This is a genomic window from Acinetobacter sp. A1 (assembly GCF_012371315.1).
In the GTDB taxonomy this organism is placed as follows: Bacteria; Pseudomonadota; Gammaproteobacteria; order Pseudomonadales; family Moraxellaceae; genus Acinetobacter.
Genome location: NZ_JAAZQY010000030.1, coordinates 1 through 18,196, shown reverse-complemented (window position 1 = coordinate 18,196; position 18,196 = coordinate 1). Strand labels below are relative to the sequence as shown.

Annotated in this window: 16 protein-coding genes and 1 riboswitch; of the genes, 7 read left to right on the top strand and 9 right to left on the bottom strand. The window is 42.4% G+C overall.

The features are described from left to right. Positions 1-118: 118 nt before the first annotated feature. From HHA41_RS10370 to HHA41_RS10350, 5 genes are all read right to left on the bottom strand, one after another. A complete protein-coding gene (locus HHA41_RS10370) occupies positions 119-1,159 on the bottom strand; it encodes an SPOR domain-containing protein (protein WP_168461650.1) in 1,041 nt (346 codons plus the stop codon). Next, complete coding sequence (gene folC, locus HHA41_RS10365; RefSeq protein WP_168461649.1) at positions 1,156-2,439, bottom strand: bifunctional tetrahydrofolate synthase/dihydrofolate synthase; 1,284 nt, start codon at positions 2,437-2,439, stop codon at positions 1,156-1,158. Before folC ends, HHA41_RS10370 begins: the two co-directional genes overlap by 4 nt. Next, positions 2,436-3,332 carry an acetyl-CoA carboxylase, carboxyltransferase subunit beta gene (gene accD, locus HHA41_RS10360; RefSeq protein ID WP_168418579.1) on the bottom strand — a complete coding sequence of 299 codons (897 nt, stop codon included), beginning with the start codon at positions 3,330-3,332 and terminating at the stop codon, positions 2,436-2,438. The genes folC and accD overlap by 4 nt, the downstream gene beginning before the upstream one ends. Further along, the gene (gene trpA / locus HHA41_RS10355) at positions 3,329-4,132 is read right to left on the bottom strand and encodes a tryptophan synthase subunit alpha (protein WP_168461647.1); all 804 of its coding nucleotides are present in this window, start codon (positions 4,130-4,132) and stop codon (positions 3,329-3,331) included. The genes accD and trpA overlap by 4 nt, the downstream gene beginning before the upstream one ends. 434 nt (positions 4,133-4,566) lie before the next feature. Next, complete coding sequence (locus HHA41_RS10350) at positions 4,567-5,613, bottom strand: AraC family transcriptional regulator ligand-binding domain-containing protein (protein WP_171525596.1); 1,047 nt, start codon at positions 5,611-5,613, stop codon at positions 4,567-4,569. A 131-nt stretch (positions 5,614-5,744) separates the two neighbouring features. On the opposite strand from HHA41_RS10350, the gene HHA41_RS10345 reads away from it, so the two are divergent. Then, a complete protein-coding gene (locus HHA41_RS10345) occupies positions 5,745-6,620 on the top strand; it encodes a metal-dependent hydrolase (protein WP_168461645.1) in 876 nt (291 codons plus the stop codon). A 145-nt stretch (positions 6,621-6,765) separates the two neighbouring features. Here the strand turns inward: HHA41_RS10345 and HHA41_RS10340 are convergent, their stop codons facing one another. From HHA41_RS10340 to HHA41_RS10325, 4 genes are all read right to left on the bottom strand, one after another. Then, a complete protein-coding gene (locus HHA41_RS10340) occupies positions 6,766-7,758 on the bottom strand; it encodes a DUF2804 domain-containing protein (protein WP_168418575.1) in 993 nt (330 codons plus the stop codon). Positions 7,759-8,045: 287 nt separating this feature from the next. Beyond that, a complete protein-coding gene (locus HHA41_RS10335; RefSeq protein ID WP_168461643.1) occupies positions 8,046-8,567 on the bottom strand; it encodes a DUF1543 domain-containing protein in 522 nt (173 codons plus the stop codon). A gap of 141 nt (positions 8,568-8,708) precedes the next feature. Beyond that, the gene (gene trpB, locus HHA41_RS10330; RefSeq protein WP_168418573.1) at positions 8,709-9,953 is read right to left on the bottom strand and encodes a tryptophan synthase subunit beta; all 1,245 of its coding nucleotides are present in this window, start codon (positions 9,951-9,953) and stop codon (positions 8,709-8,711) included. After that, a complete protein-coding gene (locus tag HHA41_RS10325) occupies positions 9,925-10,578 on the bottom strand; it encodes a phosphoribosylanthranilate isomerase (protein ID WP_168461655.1) in 654 nt (217 codons plus the stop codon). Before HHA41_RS10325 ends, trpB begins: the two co-directional genes overlap by 29 nt. Positions 10,579-10,762: 184 nt before the next feature. Then, a riboswitch (cobalamin riboswitch) is annotated at positions 10,763-10,987 on the top strand. Between the two features lie 35 nt (positions 10,988-11,022). On the opposite strand from HHA41_RS10325, the gene HHA41_RS10320 reads away from it, so the two are divergent. From HHA41_RS10320 to HHA41_RS10295, 6 genes are all read left to right on the top strand, one after another. Next, a complete protein-coding gene (locus HHA41_RS10320) occupies positions 11,023-12,885 on the top strand; it encodes a TonB-dependent receptor (protein ID WP_168461641.1) in 1,863 nt (620 codons plus the stop codon). A 138-nt stretch (positions 12,886-13,023) separates the two neighbouring features. After that, positions 13,024-13,608 (top strand): cob(I)yrinic acid a,c-diamide adenosyltransferase, encoded by a 585-nt coding sequence (locus HHA41_RS10315; protein ID WP_168461639.1) that lies wholly within the window; start codon positions 13,024-13,026, stop codon positions 13,606-13,608. Between the two features lie 155 nt (positions 13,609-13,763). Beyond that, the gene (locus HHA41_RS10310) at positions 13,764-14,477 is read left to right on the top strand and encodes a glycerophosphodiester phosphodiesterase (protein ID WP_168461637.1); all 714 of its coding nucleotides are present in this window, start codon (positions 13,764-13,766) and stop codon (positions 14,475-14,477) included. A gap of 291 nt (positions 14,478-14,768) precedes the next feature. Beyond that, complete coding sequence (locus tag HHA41_RS10305; protein ID WP_168461635.1) at positions 14,769-15,935, top strand: acyl-CoA desaturase; 1,167 nt, start codon at positions 14,769-14,771, stop codon at positions 15,933-15,935. 125 nt (positions 15,936-16,060) lie between these two features. After that, a complete protein-coding gene (locus tag HHA41_RS10300) occupies positions 16,061-17,506 on the top strand; it encodes a protein adenylyltransferase SelO family protein (protein ID WP_168461633.1) in 1,446 nt (481 codons plus the stop codon). A gap of 106 nt (positions 17,507-17,612) precedes the next feature. Continuing rightward, positions 17,613-17,999, top strand: a complete 387-nt coding sequence (locus HHA41_RS10295) for an MmcQ/YjbR family DNA-binding protein (protein ID WP_168461631.1) — start codon at positions 17,613-17,615, stop codon at positions 17,997-17,999. Positions 18,000-18,196 lie beyond the last annotated feature (197 nt).

Genomic DNA, 18,196 nt, shown 5'->3' with positions numbered 1-18,196 from the left:
TTAGCAGAATGATTAAAAACGCCTATCTTCGGATTTAATGTCTAAATAAATAGCGTGTAAAAAAGGATTTAACCAAATGATTAAATCCTGTTTAAAGACCATAACTTTATAAAAAGAATTAGTTGCGTTTCTCTAACGGCACCCAGTCAATTACCCATGCCGACTTCATATTCAAACTAGGGTCAGCCGTGATTTTTTTACGAGTGGCGTCTGCAGCATCACGATCTTTAGATGGCCCTACCATAATCCGCACACCTTTAGAGGTTGGACTTTGTGTGACTTTATAACCTTTGGCTTTTAATTTAGCTGCCAAAGCATCGGCATTGGCTTGGTTGGCTGCCAAAGCCACTTGTACCATCCACTGCTTATCGCCTTCTTCCAGAAGCTTACGTGCTTTTTCTGCTTCAGCCTTTTTCTTAGCGGCTTCTTCAGCTTTACGCTTTTCATCTGCTTTACGTTTTTCTTCAGCAGCCTTACGTTCTGCTTCTTTTTTCGCTTCTGCCGCTTTGCGCTCTTCTTCCGCTTTACGTTTTGCATCGGCTTGGCGTTTTTCTTCAGCCTTGCGCTTCTCTTCCGCAATTCGTTTTTCTTCAGCTAGTCGTTTTTCATCTGCAGCTTTTTTCTCTGCGGCACTACGCTCTTGTGCTGCTTTTTGCTCTGCAGCTTTCTTGGCATCTGCTGCCTTTTGCTGCTCTAACTTCTTTTGCTGAGCGGCTTTTTCATCAGCCAAACGTTTTTGCTTGGCCTGTTCATCTTCTACCAGTTCAGGTGGAATATTGTCTGAGCTTTGCTGCTGACCTGAACGCAGGGCATTTAAAGCTGCGTATTCTTCTGCTGCTTTACGTGCTGCTTCAGCTTCAGCCTGTTGCTGCATTGCCAAAAATTCGGCTGCACGCGCTTCTTGCTCTGCTACCGCTTTTTCACGTGCACGGCGCTGCTCTTCTAGCAAACGCTGCTCGGTTTCGACATCTACAGTTAAAGGCTGCAATTGCACCATTTCTGCTTGATTGGCATTTTTATTCTGAACTTGTTCAGCTTGGCTTGGGGTTTTGACATTATTTTGATGTATTTCTTCTTGCCCTTTTAAAAGCAATGCTGCCAATAAAACACCACCACCTAATAAAACAACGCCACCCATCCAGCGTTGTTTGTTATTCATTGACATTCTTCCAAATACTCCCATACCGCTTCTAAGGTATGAAATGATCCACATACCAAGATCAGCTGATTATTTTTTGTTTCATCCAGCGCTGATTTAAAAGCCAATTGCACACTGTCGAAGTGTTGTACTGTTTCGCCTTGCAAAGCTTGATCTAAAACCGTGATCTCTGCCGCACGTGGCACATTTAATGCGGCAATTTTCCACATTAACACCGTATCTTTCAATAACTCAACGACAGAATTTATATCTTTATCTGCCAGCATTGAAAAAACACCAACCACTTCTGTGTACTGTTTATTGTAATTTAAGAAATTGCGCAATTGCTTTAACAAAAATTCAACGCCATGCGGGTTATGCCCTGCATCAAAAATCACGGTTTTACCCTGAATTTGACGAATCTCAAAACGTCCTGCCAATTTAGCGGCTTGAATCCCTTCTGCAATTGCCGTTTGAGAAACCGCAAGGCCACTATTTAATACAGCTGCCACTGCGGTAGAAATATTATCTAATGCCAAGCTACCTGTCGGGAGTTTTAAGGTACAACCTGAAGATGCAAACATCCAAGATTCGCCATCGTCAGAATCACGATAAAAATAATCACGATTTAAGACCAATAACGGCGCATTGCACACTGTTGCTTTGTCTTGAATAGCTTGTGGTAAATCTTGCTGACCTGCAAAAATCACTGGAATGTTCGGACGAATAATCCCTGCTTTTTCATAAGCAATTTTTTCGATGCTATCGCCCAACCAATCCACATGATCCAACCCAATATTGGTAATCACTGCCACATCTGGGTTGACCACATTCACTACATCTAAACGTCCACCCAAACCGACTTCAAGCACCCAAACATCACAGTCACGTGCTTTAAAAATCACAAAGGCAGCCAAAGTGGTCGCTTCAAAGAAAGATAAACTCAGATCACAGGCGCGTCGAGCTTGATCTACCTGCACAAAGGCATCAATCAAGCTTTGATCATCAACTTCGTTTCCTGCTAATTTGACCCGCTCATTAAAGCGGTAAATATGTGGCGATTGGTACAATCCTACCTTATAGCCTTGGGCATTTAAAATTGCTGCCAAAGTGGTAGTGGTTGAACCTTTGCCATTGGTTCCTGCAACCGTAATGACTTTGGCATTTGGCTGAGTCACACCCAGTTTTTCGGCAACGGGAATCACCCGCTCCAAACCTAAATCAATACCCGTAACGTGAACATGGCTCCAATAATTGAGCCATGTATTTAAATCATCGGTTGCAAGCGGTGCTATGTTCAAGGCAAATTCATCAGTTTCGACACAATGCGATAAACTGTATCACGTAATGCATGACGATGGACAATTTGATCGACCACGCCATGATCAAGCAAGTATTCTGCACGCTGGAACGGTTCTTCCAGTTTTTCACGTACAGTTTGCTCAATCACACGTTTACCTGCGAAACCAATCATCGCTTTAGGTTCAGCAATGTGTACATCGCCTAACATTGCCAATGATGCTGTTACACCGCCATATACAGGATGAGTCAACACCACGATGTATGGCAAGCCTGCTTCTTTCATACGCTGAATCGCTGCAGAGGTACGCGCCATTTGCATTAAAGACAGCATGCCTTCTTGCATACGTGCACCGCCAGATGCAGCAAAGCAAATTAGAGGTTGTTTCTGTTTAATAGCACGTTCAGCCGCTTGAACAAAACGGTCACCAACAACAGTACCCATTGAGCCGCCCATAAAGTCGAACTCAAATGCACAAGCAATTACTGGCATTTCTTTGAGTAAGCCTTGCATTACCACCAAAGCTTCAGTTTCCCCTGTTTTCTTTTGTGCTTCAGACATACGCTCAGGATAAGCCTTACTGTCTACAAAGTTCAGCGGGTCTTTGGCAGAAAATTCTTGACCTAATTCTTGTTGAACTTGATCTAGGAACCAAGTTAAACGCTCACGCGCTTTCATACGTAAATGTTCGTCACATTGTGGACATACATACGCATTAAAAGACATTGCGGTACGGGTGACTAACGCATGACATTCAGGACATTCAATTGTTGGTTCAGTGAAAATAGCTTTTAAGGCTTGTTGTTCATCTGGTGTTTCAATACCAGGCACACCACGTTCAGTCCACGGCGTCGATGGGCTTAGAATTTTCCCTGTTTTCACTTCTTGATTCATACTAACTCATCGAGCGCAGCTCGAAGCTCCTTCACTTTATTAACCGTTGCAATGACGGCTTGTTCTGGGGCAAGGCTCGCAAATTGTTTTACAAAAGCACTTCCGACAATGACTGCATCGGCAGCTGCACCCATTGCTTTAGCAGAGGCAGCATCACTGATACCAAAACCTACGCCAACCGGCACATTTGTAACAGATTTAATTTGTTCTAAGCGTGTTGCTGCTTCTGCAACATCAAGTGTTGCTGCGCCTGTCACGCCCTTCAAGGAAACATAGTAAATAAAACCACTGGCTTGATTTGCCACAAACTGAATACGCTCTGGTGTCGATGTTGGTGCCAACAAGAAAATTTGATCCATCTCATATTTCTTTAAGATGTTGTCAAAATCTTGAGCTTCCTCTGGTGGTAAATCCACCAAAAGCACACCATCTACACCACAATCATTGGCATATTCAACAAACTTTTCATAACCAATCACTTCTACAGGGTTTAAGTATCCCATCAACACCACAGGGGTTTCCTGATCTTTTTGACGAAATTCTTTGACCATGTCTAAAGCCTTTAGCGTACTGGTACCACCTGCCAAAGCACGCTCTGCTGCAAGGGCAATCACTGGACCATCGGCCATTGGGTCTGAAAACGGCAAACCTAATTCAACGACATCTACCCCTGCCTCGACCATTTGATGTAACAACGGAACTGTGACTTCTGGATGAGGGTCACCTGCCATAACATAAGAAACCAAGGCCTTACGCTGTTGAGATTCAAGCTGTGCAAATCGTGTGGCTAAACGTGACATAGGGTTGTATTTTCCTTGAATGATTAAAACTGAGACATTTGCTATTGTAGAAATACAAATCGACCCATTGTAACGCTATTTTTTACACAATGAATAGCGCACTGGCATGGGTTGCTGTATTTCTGTTTGCAAAACGATTTATTCAGAACAACCGCGAGGCTACATTTACTAATATTTGCGCTTTTTTCTCAATGATCAAAGATGCCTAATTTGGCCTGCTTATCGGTTTGTACATTTTGCCCAATTTTGCATTTAAAATTTTAAAAAATGATATAAACAAAACACTTAGCATCTAAAACATCCATTTCACAACCTTGCAAAAGCTGATTCAAAGCGATTGCTCAGCGCTATTTTTCCAATGCTATTGTTCCGTGATGCTATGACACATCGGGCTGAAATACAGTGCTTCTTCAGGCTAGAACTTAAATGCCTATCTATTTCTTTTCATACTCACCCTGCTGTAAAGCCTGTTTGGCTTTAAGCAAAGTTTGCCCAGTGTAGGCCTTATAGGCCCGCGCCAAAGCAGATTGATCTGAATACCCCAATTGCTGTGCAATTTCAGACAACCCCAGATTTTGTATAAGCAACTGCTCGCAGCGCTGCATGCGCTCTTTTTCAATAATCTGTTTAAAGCCTGTGCCCTCTTGTTTAAGCTGTCGCTGCAACGTGCGTACCGAACAACATAACACCTGCGCCACAAACTCAATACTAGGGATGTTTTCTTCCTGCCGTAAATATTGCGCCACCATTTCCTGAACTTGCTGCAATACGCTATCGACATTGGGTTTTAATGCAATCGCATCTTCAGCTTGCTTGGTTAGCAAATGAATTAAAGAAGGGTCTGCCTGTTGTGGTTGAATCGTTAAACTATCTAAATTTAAAACAATTTGATATTCCGCTTGTTTAAACAAGATTTTACAGCGATAAAAATTTTCATACTGTCGCACAGGCATGCGTGCAGCGTGGGCAAAGTGGATTTCCCGAATGGGTGAATGTTGAAAGTCAAAAATTTGAGTGGCCAGTTGTACCATACAAGCAAAGGTCATTTCATGGATCAAACTATATTTTTCATCGACCAAGGGCCAAGACAAATACAAAGCATCCTGTTGTTGATATAAACGCATGGGCACAGCAGCCGAACCATCCACCACCAAACGGCTAAAGCGCATCATGTACTGAATGGCTTCTGCGACACTGTTACTACGCGAGGCCATATAACCGAGTACACCAAAATGTTCAGGCTGAATATAAGCTGCCAACTCAAATATTAGCTGGGGACAATCCAAAAAATGGATGCTGTGCTGAATAACCTCTGTAAACAATACATAAGATGACTGCGTATCTAAGGGCAATGACAGGACATGCTGTAACTGTTGCAATTGTGCCGCAGAAAACCCTAGCTGTTCAGGCATTAGACCACGCTCAGAAAGGTAGCGCAGCCATAACTGATAATAGCCATTTGGAATTTGAATTTCGTGAATGTGTGTGCTCATGTTGGCATGAATCATTTTCTTTTGTCGTTTAATGTATAAAAACTGGCGAGTACTGTCAAAACAAATCCGCGAAAGCCCGACATACTGCAAACATGATCGACTCTGCTTAGTAAAATAAAATGAATGCACTTGTCCAATATCATGCTGCGCCTATTGTTCGCAGCAATCTTGATTTTCAGTTAAGCGAAATTCCACGTTACTGGTTTGCGGGTGACCCTTTTCTGACACGTATGTTTGATGCGCTTAGCCTGACCTTTCCTGACGGAGAGCGCTACTTTATTCAATCTGTACGTTTGTTTCGTGATCAAATTCAAGACCCAGACCTTAAACAACGCGTTGCAGATTTTATTCGGCAGGAAGCACAACACGGCATTGCACATGACAAAATGAATCAGGTCATGAAAGATCAAGGTATGCCTGTAGATCAATTTATTCAGCGTCTGAACAAGATTTTTAAGTTTGAACTGAAATATCGCTCGCCTCAATACAACATTGCCATGACGGCGGCGGCTGAACACTTAACAGCACTTATGGCAGAAACATTTTATGGCGAAAAAGACACCCTGAAAGATGCACATCCGTATGTCCGTGCTTTATTTGCGTGGCATGCGATTGAAGAAATGGAGCATCGTGATGTGGCTTTTGATGTGATGCAACAGGTGGGTAATGTGCCTGAAGTGACCCGAAAAATGGCATTGGTACTCACCACAGGCTTGATGTTTGGGTTTACCCTTTACCGTGCCAATGTCATGCTCAGATACGATGGTTTTAGCCGCATACAACGCTTAAAGATGAATGCACGCGGGTTGAAATGGCTATTGGGTAAAAATGGAAAATTACGCAAAATGAAACCACAATTTCAAGACTGGTTTAAGCCTGATTTTCACCCTAGCCAACACCCGATTATCGCGCAATACGATGTTTGGCTGAACACCTTAGCTGAAACCAATGATCCAATTCAGGCGGGTGAAGCTTTTTGGCAAGCTGCGAAGTAGTCGTTAAGCAGCACCATGAAAACGCATTTGCTTAAATTATCACTTAAATAAAAAAAATCGCTGGTCTACTTTCAATATTTTTAATATCGTTCAGTAACTCAGCGATTGTGATTAAAATTCTACAGGGTTGTGTTTAGTCTAAGCATTACCATTTGGCATAATGCTGTTCAAGCAAACCATATTCATTCAGCAAAATGATCTCGGTATCGCCTTGCTGAATCGTACCACTAATTTTGGCTTGCCATTGGCTAAACTGGCTGCCAACCAAACGCAAATTCAGATTTTCATAACGGCGCCAACCTGTACTGACGGTTAAATTCAGCTGATGATCCAATGAGCGAATACTCCACAGATCTTCATCTTCATGTTGGAACAGCACATCTGTTAAGGGGTACAGCACGCCATTGATCCACAAACAGTTTTCATTGCCAAAACTTTCATTCACACCAGAGGCTAAATTCAGCCCCACACGGCGGTTTTCGGTATCCCAAAAATTACACGATAACCAAAACCATGCTGTTTCAGGGCGCAAAAAACCACAGGTATCATCTAGTGAGGCAAAAGTCCGTTCATGGAATTGAATAGTTTGTCCTGTTTTATTGACAAAATACCCTTCACAACCCAACGTGGTCAGTTTTTGGGTATAAGTCCAACCATTAATGCCTGTCGGGCTACACATACTTAATGGGTCTGTACCTGCACAAAAAATACGAGCACTGAGTTTAATTTCGCCATATTTGGTCACACGGATATAGCGCACACCATTGGCATGTTGAATTTCAATTTGAAATGGAGATTTATCAAAATAACTTTGATTGAATAGAGGCTGTTCATCCAACACGGTATTGCGGGATAAAAAATTAATCGCATTCCATTCCTGCACTTCACCCGTCATGTGATTATAAATATAGACAAAACCATGACCTGCCCATGCAATATCTGCAATGGCTAAACCAATGGTATAGTGCTCATGTTGAATGCTACAAAATTTAAACTTTTTATATTTTAATCGCTTACGCCAACCCGACAGTACTTCACCATACGGTGTTTTGTATTGGTAGGCTTGGTAATCAATCTTTTTGGGAAGTTCACTAAAACGTCCATAATGCGGTTGTCCATTCGCCTGAATTAAATCCATTGAAGACATTCCCTGTTGTCTAAAACAATTCATCTTTGGTCGTATTATGCCTACAAATGCGTGTACAAAAAACCCGCAGCTTATGATTTTGTTGAAAAACTTATAAAAACATAGATTGTTTTCTCTTTTCGCCACTTAAGTGACTATAAAATCAACAATGCTTGTAAGCACATTCATCAAACTTCGCTCGCGAGTTCAACAATAGTGACTCAACGAGAGTGGTGGCAGTAGCTAAAACTGCCCGTAGATGACAGTCTGTTTTAAAGTAACAGCTAATCTAAGAAGATTTAAACATCTGAATCCAAAGTCAGATACGTATTTTCCCAGCGATTAGCTGAAAATGAACCTTCAACCAGTTGCACATAGCGACCGTGCACCTGATCAATTGCCAAACAATCATCTACCTCTAAAACCCGATCGGTATGCTGTTTTTGCCAGTACTGGGCAAAATAGGCTTTGCCTCGTTGCTTTGCCACCATTGGATTTTGTGCTACCACCAACACATAACGATGCAATTCTCCAAATTCACGCGGATCATAGCCACCTAAATTAATTAAATACAAGCGATTTTCAGATTGATTCGGCTGTGCATCTGTGAATTTTAAATAGTAGGATTTGCCTTCAAACTCCACACCGTTGATTTGCGCCCACGCATCAATATGTAAGCCTTTGGGTTCTGCAAACCAAGCCTGCTTGAGTTGAGGATAGGTTTCTTCTAAAGCATCACCCACTGCAAGTACCACATCATGCACTTCTGTGTTCGCCCGTGCATGACGCCCACCCAACATGACGATGAATAAACTTGGCATACCCGTCCCCTACATAATTTTTAGCTTTAATGGTTTTAAAGTAGCGAGAATTTTTAAATGAACCAATTAAAAAATCGTGCCGAATTGCTTCAGCACGATTGAATAAAAATTTAGCCTGCGCTATTTCAAGCATGCGGCAATTTACATATCTACCATTTCTACGCCATCTAAACGTGCAACAGTCATTAAGTCTTTATCACCACGACCTGAAACGGTCGCAATAATGATTTGGTCTTTATCCATAGTTGGCGCAAGCTTGGTGACATACGCCATCGCATGTGAACTTTCCAATGCAGGAATGATCCCTTCAATACGGGTTAGGTCACGGAAACCTTGCAAAGCTTCTTGGTCATTGATTGGCACATAATCGACACGGTGCATATCTTTTAAGAAGCTATGCTCTGGCCCTACACCTGGGTAATCTAGACCTGCAGAAATAGAATGGGTTTCAATAATCTGACCTTGCGCATCCGACATTAAATAAGTACGGTTACCGTGCAATACGCCTACGTGTCCTGCATTCAATGGCGCAGAGTGTTTGCCTGTTTCAATGCCCAAGCCCGCAGCCTCAACACCGTACATTTTCACTTCGGCATCATTCAAGAATGGATAGAACAAGCCCATTGCATTGGAACCACCACCGACACACGCCACAAGTGCGTCAGGTAAACGACCTGCCTGCTCTTGAATTTGACGACGTGCTTCACGACCAATAATAGATTGGAAATCACGTACCAATTGTGGATACGGATGTGGGCCTGCCACAGTACCAATCACATAATACGTTGAATCGACATTGGTCACCCAGTCACGCATAGCTTCGTTCATGGCATCTTTTAAGGTTTTAGAGCCACTTTCTACAGGTACAACAGTTGCCCCGAGTAAGCGCATGCGGTACACGTTCATGGCCTGACGTTTGACGTCTTCTGCACCCATGAACACTACGCACTCTAAACCTAAGCGGGCTGCAATCGTTGCGGTTGCCACACCATGCTGACCAGCGCCTGTTTCGGCAATAATGCGTTTTTTACCAGACAACTTTGCCAGTAATGCCTGACCAATGGTGTTATTCACTTTATGTGAGCCTGTATGGTTCAGGTCTTCACGCTTTAAGTAAATTTGCGCACCACCTAACTCTTTAGACCATCGCTCAGCATAATACAAAGGACTAGGACGACCTACATAGTAGGCGAGATCGCGGTCGAATTCTGCCAAAAACTGCGGATCATCTTTCATGCGGAAATACAATTTTTCTAAGTCTTGTAAAGCCGCCATCAGCGTTTCTGACACAAAACGTCCGCCATGGATCCCAAAATGCCCTTTTGCATCTGGGAACTGGGTATAGTCAATCACTGGATTATTGTGATTTGTACTTTGCTGATCCACGTTGGACTCCTTGCATGAAGTGTTCTATGAGTTGTTGGTCTTTAATACCTTTTGCAGACTCTACCCCGCCACTAACATCAACGGCATAGGCTTGGGTGGTCTGAATTGCATCTTCAATATTGGCAGGGTTTAAACCACCCGCCAATATTAAAGGAATATCGAGTTTGGGGAATTTTGACCAGTCAAAACTGTGTCCTGTTCCACCTTTCAGCTCAGGATGCCACGCATCTAATAATACTGCGCTTGCACCTGCTTGTTGATAGCTTTTTATCGCATCCAACACATTTAAATCAGGTTTGACCTGTATGGCTTTGTACCATCTGCGTCCGACTTGCTGTGCTATTTGCTGACATTGCAATGGTGTTTCATCACCATGAAATTGCAGAATATCTAAAGGCACTTGTTTTAGTACTGCGGCTATGTCGCCTGCACTGGCATTTACAAACAAGCCAACCACTTGCACATAAGCGGGTATGTGTTGCACAAGGTTTTCTGCTTCAGCAATGCTGACATTACGAGGACTCAGTGGATAAAACACCAAGCCAATTGCATCTGCACCCGCATGCACAACACTGTTTATATCTTGAATTCGCGTGATTCCGCAAATTTTGGTACGGGTACGCATCTTTTTGGACTCTAATTCTGTCTTCATTTTTCCAATCTAAAATAGAGGATGGTTCTTTGTATTCATCCATCACATTTTGATCAGATATTGGGGCAAATCATTGTAATGCAATTTTAAGGGGTTGGGTGCAGTTCAAGCGGATTATTCTGCATTTCCGTTGTTTAAATGCCGAACAGACTTTATACTTCGCGCAAATGCAACAAGTCATAGCATTTCGCTTTAGGGAAGTTGGTGAAAATCCAACACTGCCCCCGCAACGGTAACCATGAAACGTATATCAATTTAAATCGAATGATTTACACCACTGTATGAACAATATGGGAAGGTGGATATACAGCCAAACAATCATTGATTAAAAGATGCTTGGCACATTGAAGTCCGGAGACCTGCTTGTTGTGCCCTTAACTCAATCATTCACGTGGGGTGAATGTATGGAGCAAAGTCATGTCTACACTTTTTCAGCCTACTGCTTTAGTGGGCGCAATTGCGCTTGCAATGGGTTTTTCAACTTCAGTTTTTGCAACTGAGTCACAAGATCAAGCTGTGGTGAATGCTGCTTTAGATACACTTGTAGTGACAGCAACACGTTCAGAAGAAAAAATTGGTAATGTACCTGCGCGGATTAATGTAATTGGTACAGGTCAAATTGAGCAATCACCAATTGCCTCTTTCCCACAACTGATGATGACCGATGCTTCTATCAATATGGTGCAGTCTGGTGGTTATGGTCAAATTGCCTCTTTATTTATGCGAGGCACCGAGTCAGACCATACCTTGGTGCTCCGTGATGGCGTGCGTTTAAATAACGATGCTAGTGGTCTAGCATCTAACAGCTTTATTGATACCACTGAAATTAAACAGATTGAGATTTTAAAAGGTCCAGCATCTGTCCTGTATGGTAGCAACGCCATTGGTGGCGTGGTACAAATGATTACCAAAACCCCAAGTAAAAACTCAGCATTTGTCTCTGCCGAAGTGGGTGAAAACAGTACCTATAAAACCATTTTAGGGCTAGATGCTGTAGAAAATGGCTTTTATGCTCAACTGCGTGGGCAACGTCTTGAAACCGATGGCACTAACATTTTTGATTATGAAGGTGCAGAGCCTTCAAGCTATGATCAAAAAGGATTTTCGGGCAAATTTGGGTATGTAAGTGATACCTTGGATATATCTCTTGAACATTCTGAAAATGAAGGGCGCTCACAGTACGAAAACTATAGTTGGACGACTTATGCCTATAGCCCACGTGCACATGACTTTTTAAACCAAGTCACGACTTTGAGCACTCGTTATCAAGCCAGTAAAAATACTGAACTCAAAGCGCGTGTATCACATTTTAAAGATGTATTAACGCAATTGAATGTGGCAGAAGAAACCACCTTTGTGTCTGACGAATATGACCTCAGTGTGCGTCAAAACCTTACCGCTCATCAAAACCTTACACTTGGTGTTAACCATAAAGCCTTAGATACGGAAACCCATAAACCATCAGATTCATTTCAAGAACAATCGGACAGCTCAGGCTATTATGCACAGCACCAATTACAGACCGACAAACTAAAAACCCAAATCGGTGTGCGTATTGAAGATAACGAAAAATATGGTTCTCATACCGTGGGGCAAGCAGCAGCTCGCTACTTCTTTAAGCCTCATGTCAGTATATACAGCAATATTGGTTCCGCATTTAAAGCCCCAACCATGAATGACTTATATTATGGTTACTATGCCAATCCTGAACTCAAACCTGAAGACAGCTTATCTTATGAAGTTGGTGCAGATTGGCAGATGGGTTCCGCTTGGCGCAGTGGCCTATCGGTCTATCGCACTGAAATTGATAACTTGATTGATAGTGACCCAGCCAACGGATGGAAGCTTGCCAACATTGATGAAGCGACCATTGATGGTGCCGAAGTTTATCTACACTTTAATCAAGATCAATGGTTTGCAAAAACCAGTTATAGCTATAGCAAAGCCACCAATGATGCATCAGGCGAAGACTTAAGCCGTCGCCCACGTCAAAAAATTGCTTTATCGCTAGGTTTGGCTGAAGAAGTGTATGGTTTATCTGCAACACTTACCGCCAGTAGCCGTTCAGACAGCAGTGCCTACGATGAAGATAGCATTCCTGGTCATATGCAAATTGATTTGCATGGTTATTACAATGCCAATCCATATATCAAATTGTTCTTTAACATTCAAAATGCTGGCGATGTAAACTATAAAATGGCTTCTGCAGGTAACTCTGATGGTCAGTATTACCTCAGTGGCGGTCGCCTCGCTTCAGCAGGTGTAACTTTCCGCTACTAAAACCGGCATCACAACAAAAACTTTAAAACAGCGCAGTTTATGGATAATGTAATGACCGACATTATCCTTTTTTATTGCGCCAGCTTTTATTTCTTACGACCAAACAAACCAATCTTCACTTTCAAACAAGGAACGACCATGGGCCACCGTTTAAGCAAAATCTACACCCGCACAGGCGACTCAGGTACAACAGGGCTGGGCGATGGCTCACGCGTTGCCAAAGATGACTTACGCATTCATGCGTTAGGCGATGTCGATGAGCTAAATGCCTGCATTGGCGTACTACGCTCACAAATTGCACAGAGCAACATTCAAGACAAAACCGTATGGGACAAATCTTTAAGCCTGATTCAGCACTGGCTCTTTGATTTAGGTGGCGAAGTCTGCATTCCGAATTACCACCTTGTGCAACCACTGGCGATTGAATACCTGGAACAAGACATTGACCGTATGAATGAAAACCTGCCAATGCTCAAAGAGTTCATTCTACCTGCGGGTACATTGGCATGCAGTAATGCACATCAGGCCCGTGCCGTATGTCGTCGTGCAGAGCGCAGTTTAATGACCGTACACAACCGTGATCAAAATATTCAAGCACCGTCTTTGCAATTACTAAATCGACTGTCTGACTGGCTATTTGTCGCATCGCGCAGCTTGCAACGCGCCGAAGGTGGCAGCGAAGTACTTTGGCAAAAAAATATCAATGACAGCATTAGTAACTGACATCGGAAACTAAAATAAAGTCCTGATTTTACATCTAAAAAATCACAGTAGATGGTGCTTGAATTTTCACACCATCTGACCAAAATAAGAGTTGTCATCCCTCTGTCACGTCGTACTTGCAAAATGAAAGCAAACCTTCAATTCATGGGCACATTATGCGCATAATTGGTCATCGCGGTGCGCGTGGCGAAGCACCTGAAAACACGCTTGGTGGTTTTGAATATATTCAAAATATTGGTATTCGTGCCGTCGAATTTGATGTGCGTCAACTCAAAGACAACGCATTAGTGGTCATGCACGATGATCAATTCATCCGTACAACAGGACAAGACAAAGCGCTGTACGAATGTAGCCTGGAAGATTTAAACCATTATAACCACGCAGTGATGTGGTCAGACTGGAATAAAGTTGAAACCACGCCCCTACTTAATCAAACCATGACCATTATTCAAAATTTTGATCATATTGAGGTTGAGGTTAAAGCAGTCATCTCACATGCCGATGCCGAAAAAATCACCCAAAGCCTAGAGCAACATTTACAGGGCTTTGAACACAACGCCATCATTACCAGTTTTGATCCTAAAATTCATTGGGCATTGCAACAACAAAAATCACGCTTTAAACGTGGTTTGTTGGTAGAAGATGATTTGCAATACCAAGCCATTGATCAAGCTTTAGCATTAGGTTGTTGCCAAATTGGCTGGATAAACGAACTCGCCACCGATGCCCTCATTCAAGCCACACAACAGGCCAAACTGAATATTAGTGTTTGGACAGTCAATCAAATTGAACGCGCCAAACAACTTAAAGATTTGGGTGTTCAGGGTCTAATTACCGATTATCCAAAACTGATGATGCAACACTTGTAAAGTGCAGACTAAGCGCATATATATGTTTAAATAACTGATTTTCTGTGCAGGTTTGGCTGTCATACCGCACATTTTCGTAAAAACCTACAAATACCATTATATTCTGTTACCACCCAGTACAATACAACTGTACAATAATGCTGTGATCGTGAATACGCTCATGCTAATATGCGAAAAAATTAATCCCTATAAACTTTAATACTATGATCATTTCCTTCGGGCAGATTATGATTTTATAACGGATTAAGCGTCTACTTATACCTCCCAAAGGTTCTAGGAGTGCTGTTGGAGATGAATGCTCCCTTACCCAAAGCCCCAATCAACTGGATTGCCATCTTTGCACTGGTTTTCTTACCTATTGTTGCCGTGATTGCAATTCCTTGGTATGCCTATCACCATGATTTTAGCTTAGCCGCTTGGATCAGTATGTTTGTATTACTTGGCGTAAGTAGCTTGGGTATTACAGCAGGTTATCACCGTTTATGGGCACACCGTGCCTACGAAGCTACGCTTCCTTTAAAAATTCTTTTGATGATTATGGGTACTTTTGCCGTTCAGAACAGCATTTTGTTCTGGGGTTCTGGTCACCGTACCCATCACCGCCATGTTGATGATGTCGAAAAAGACCCGTATTCAATCAACAATGGTTTTTGGTTTGCGCACATGGGCTGGATGTTACGTGACTACCCTGCCGCAGAGCCAAACTTTAAAAATGCGCCAGATTTGTTAAATGACAAATTGGTGATGTTCCAGCACAAATATTACGTGCCAATGGTAATTGCAGTGCATGTTGGCATTTTAGTGCCAATTGGCTGGGCTGTTGGCGATATGTGGGGTGTGTTGCTATTGGGCGGTTTAATGCGTCTGATTTTAAGCCACCATGTCACTTTCTTTATTAACTCGCTGTGCCACATGTGGGGTTCACGTCCATACACTGACGAAAACACTGCGCGTGACAACTTCTGGTTAGCCATTGCCACTTGGGGCGAGGGTTATCATAACTATCACCATATTTTCCAATACGATTATCGTAATGGCGTAAAATGGTGGCAATATGACCCAACTAAATGGTTAATTTGGACATGCTCTAAGTTAGGTTTGGCTAAAAATTTACGTCGTATTCCAAGCTTTAATATTAAAAAAGCAGAATTGGCAATGCGCTTTAAATACGCAGAGCAGGACTTGGCAGTTTATGGTCACAATGTGAATGATGACATTGTGCAAGTGAAAAGTCGTATTGCGCAAGAATATGATGCATTTACCCAAACTTTAAATGATTGGGCAAAATTAAAAGAGCAAGAAATTCAAGCGAAAAAAGCGTCAATGGCTGAAAAAATCCACCAAATGGATGACAAACTCAAAGTTGAATTCCAGTTGGTTGAGCAGCGTCTTTCACACCATCGTAAAACATTGAATTTGCTAATGCGTAACTTGAAAAAGAATCCAGTATCACAATAAGAACTGTGTTCTTATACACCGCTAAAGCCCTGACCTGTTCAGGGCTTTATGCATTTTTAGACTACAGTTTTTAAAGCCCAAGTTTGCTATAGTGAACCTCACTTTGTGCCAAACACTCCCCCACTATGCAATTTAATTCACGTTATCCCACACTGCCCGCTCGCCTTTATCATCAACAGCTGCCTTTACCCTTAAAAGGTGCTAAAGCAGGACACTTTAATGCTGCATTGGCAAAAGAGCTGCAATGGAGTAGCGAGGAACAGCAGCACTGGGTAGAGATTTGCAGCGGCCAAACCACATTTCCGGAATTTCCACCTTTGGCAATGGTGTATGCAGGACATCAATTTGGGCAATGGGCTGGTCAACTGGGAGATGGACGAGGCTTACTGATTGCACAAGTGCTAGACACGCAACAGCGTACCATTGACCTACATTTAAAAGGTGCTGGCTCAACGCCTTATTCACGTATGGGTGATGGCCGTGCGGTTTTGCGTTCTGTGATTCGTGAGTATTTGGCAGGCCATGCTTTAAATGCACTTGGTGTACCTTCAAGCAATGCGGTGGGATTCACTTCATCTACACAAGGCGTACAACGTGAAAAACTAGAACTGGGCGCCATGTTATTACGCACCTCTGACTGTCATATTCGTTTAGGTCATTTCGAATGGATCAATCAGTATCAACCTGAACTACTACCTGAATTTGTGCAAAAATGTATTGAATGGCACTACCCTGAATGCTTGACTGCCGAACAGCCTGTACTCGCCTTTGCCACCCAAGTCATTCAGCGTACAGCAGTGATGATTGCGAAATGGCAATTGGTCGGTTTTGCGCATGGCGTGATGAATACCGATAATTTAAATATCACTGGCTCTACTTTAGATTTTGGCCCTTATGGTTTTATGGAGCGTTTTCGCCCGAACTGGATCAATAACCATTCGGACTACCAAGGGCGCTATACCTACCAACAACAACCGAGCGTAGCGCACTGGAACTTATGGGTCTGGCTAAATAATTTAATTCCACTTGAGCAAAACCAAGATCAGAAAGAACACTGGAAACAAGCACTGGCAGCATGTTTAGAACATTTTGAACCAACTTTTTTAGAACATTACAAACTCGGCTTGTGTGAAAAAATGGGACTGCCAAGCTTCCATAAAGACAGTTTTGACTGCGCAACCCACTTCTTACGCATTTTGCAAAGTGAGCAACTGGATTACACTCAAAGTTTTATCCGCCTACAAAATAAACAATACACAGAAATATTGGATGATTGTTTAGATCGTCGTCAGTGGGAAAGCTTTTTGGCACAGTATTTACAGATTCGTGAACATCAAGATACTGAAACTTTAGATGCCGCCATGCAACAGGCCAACCCGCACTATATTTTACGCAATCACATGGCACAAAAGGCAATTGAGCAGGCAGAACGCGATGATTTTTCAGAAGTTGAGCGTTTATTTACCTTGCTCAGCCAACCGTATAGCAAACAGCCTGAGTTAGAACAGCCTGAAGATTTAGCACCCTTGCCAAGTGATGTACCCGAAGTGATGGTGAGCTGCTCATCTTAGTGCTATTTTTAAGCAATAGGACGTTTAAAACTCCAGCAAAGTTATACACATTTTCTGTGGATAAAGATGTGGTTATCCACAGGATAAACTTTTAAGGTAAAGATGAATGGCACAAACACAGAAATCACTGCATCAACTTGCTGCCAATACCGCAGAAAAATTACCTGAAGTGAGCTTAAGCGAACCTTTTGGCGATGGCTGTTTGGTGCATAAGGTGGTTGATAAAGTGTTTATGCTGAGTTTGTATTTAAATGGTCATGCCATCATCAATCTAAAAGTGCAGCCTGAACATGGTGCCATGCTACGCGATTTTTATCCGTATATCCGAACAGGTTGGCACATGAACAAACAGCACTGGATTTCAATTTTTGCAGATGAGGACTTAGATGCACAACTGGTGCAAGATTTGGTCTTAAATTCTTATGAGCTGGTAGTCGCAAAATTAAAGAAAGTAGAAAGACAACGGATTGAGCTTTTGCGTAGTGCAACTTGAGTCAATAAAAATTTTTTAAAGCTATTTGCTCTGCACTTTTTCAACATAATATCTAACTAAGAAAACAAAAGCGAATCTTCCAAGATTCGCTTTTTCTATACCTGAGACTTACTGTTCCTCAAAATGTAGTCAAACATAGTCAAGGACTAATTCGCACTCTGTTAATGTCTTGTTGCCAAGCGTGTAACTAGAGCCTG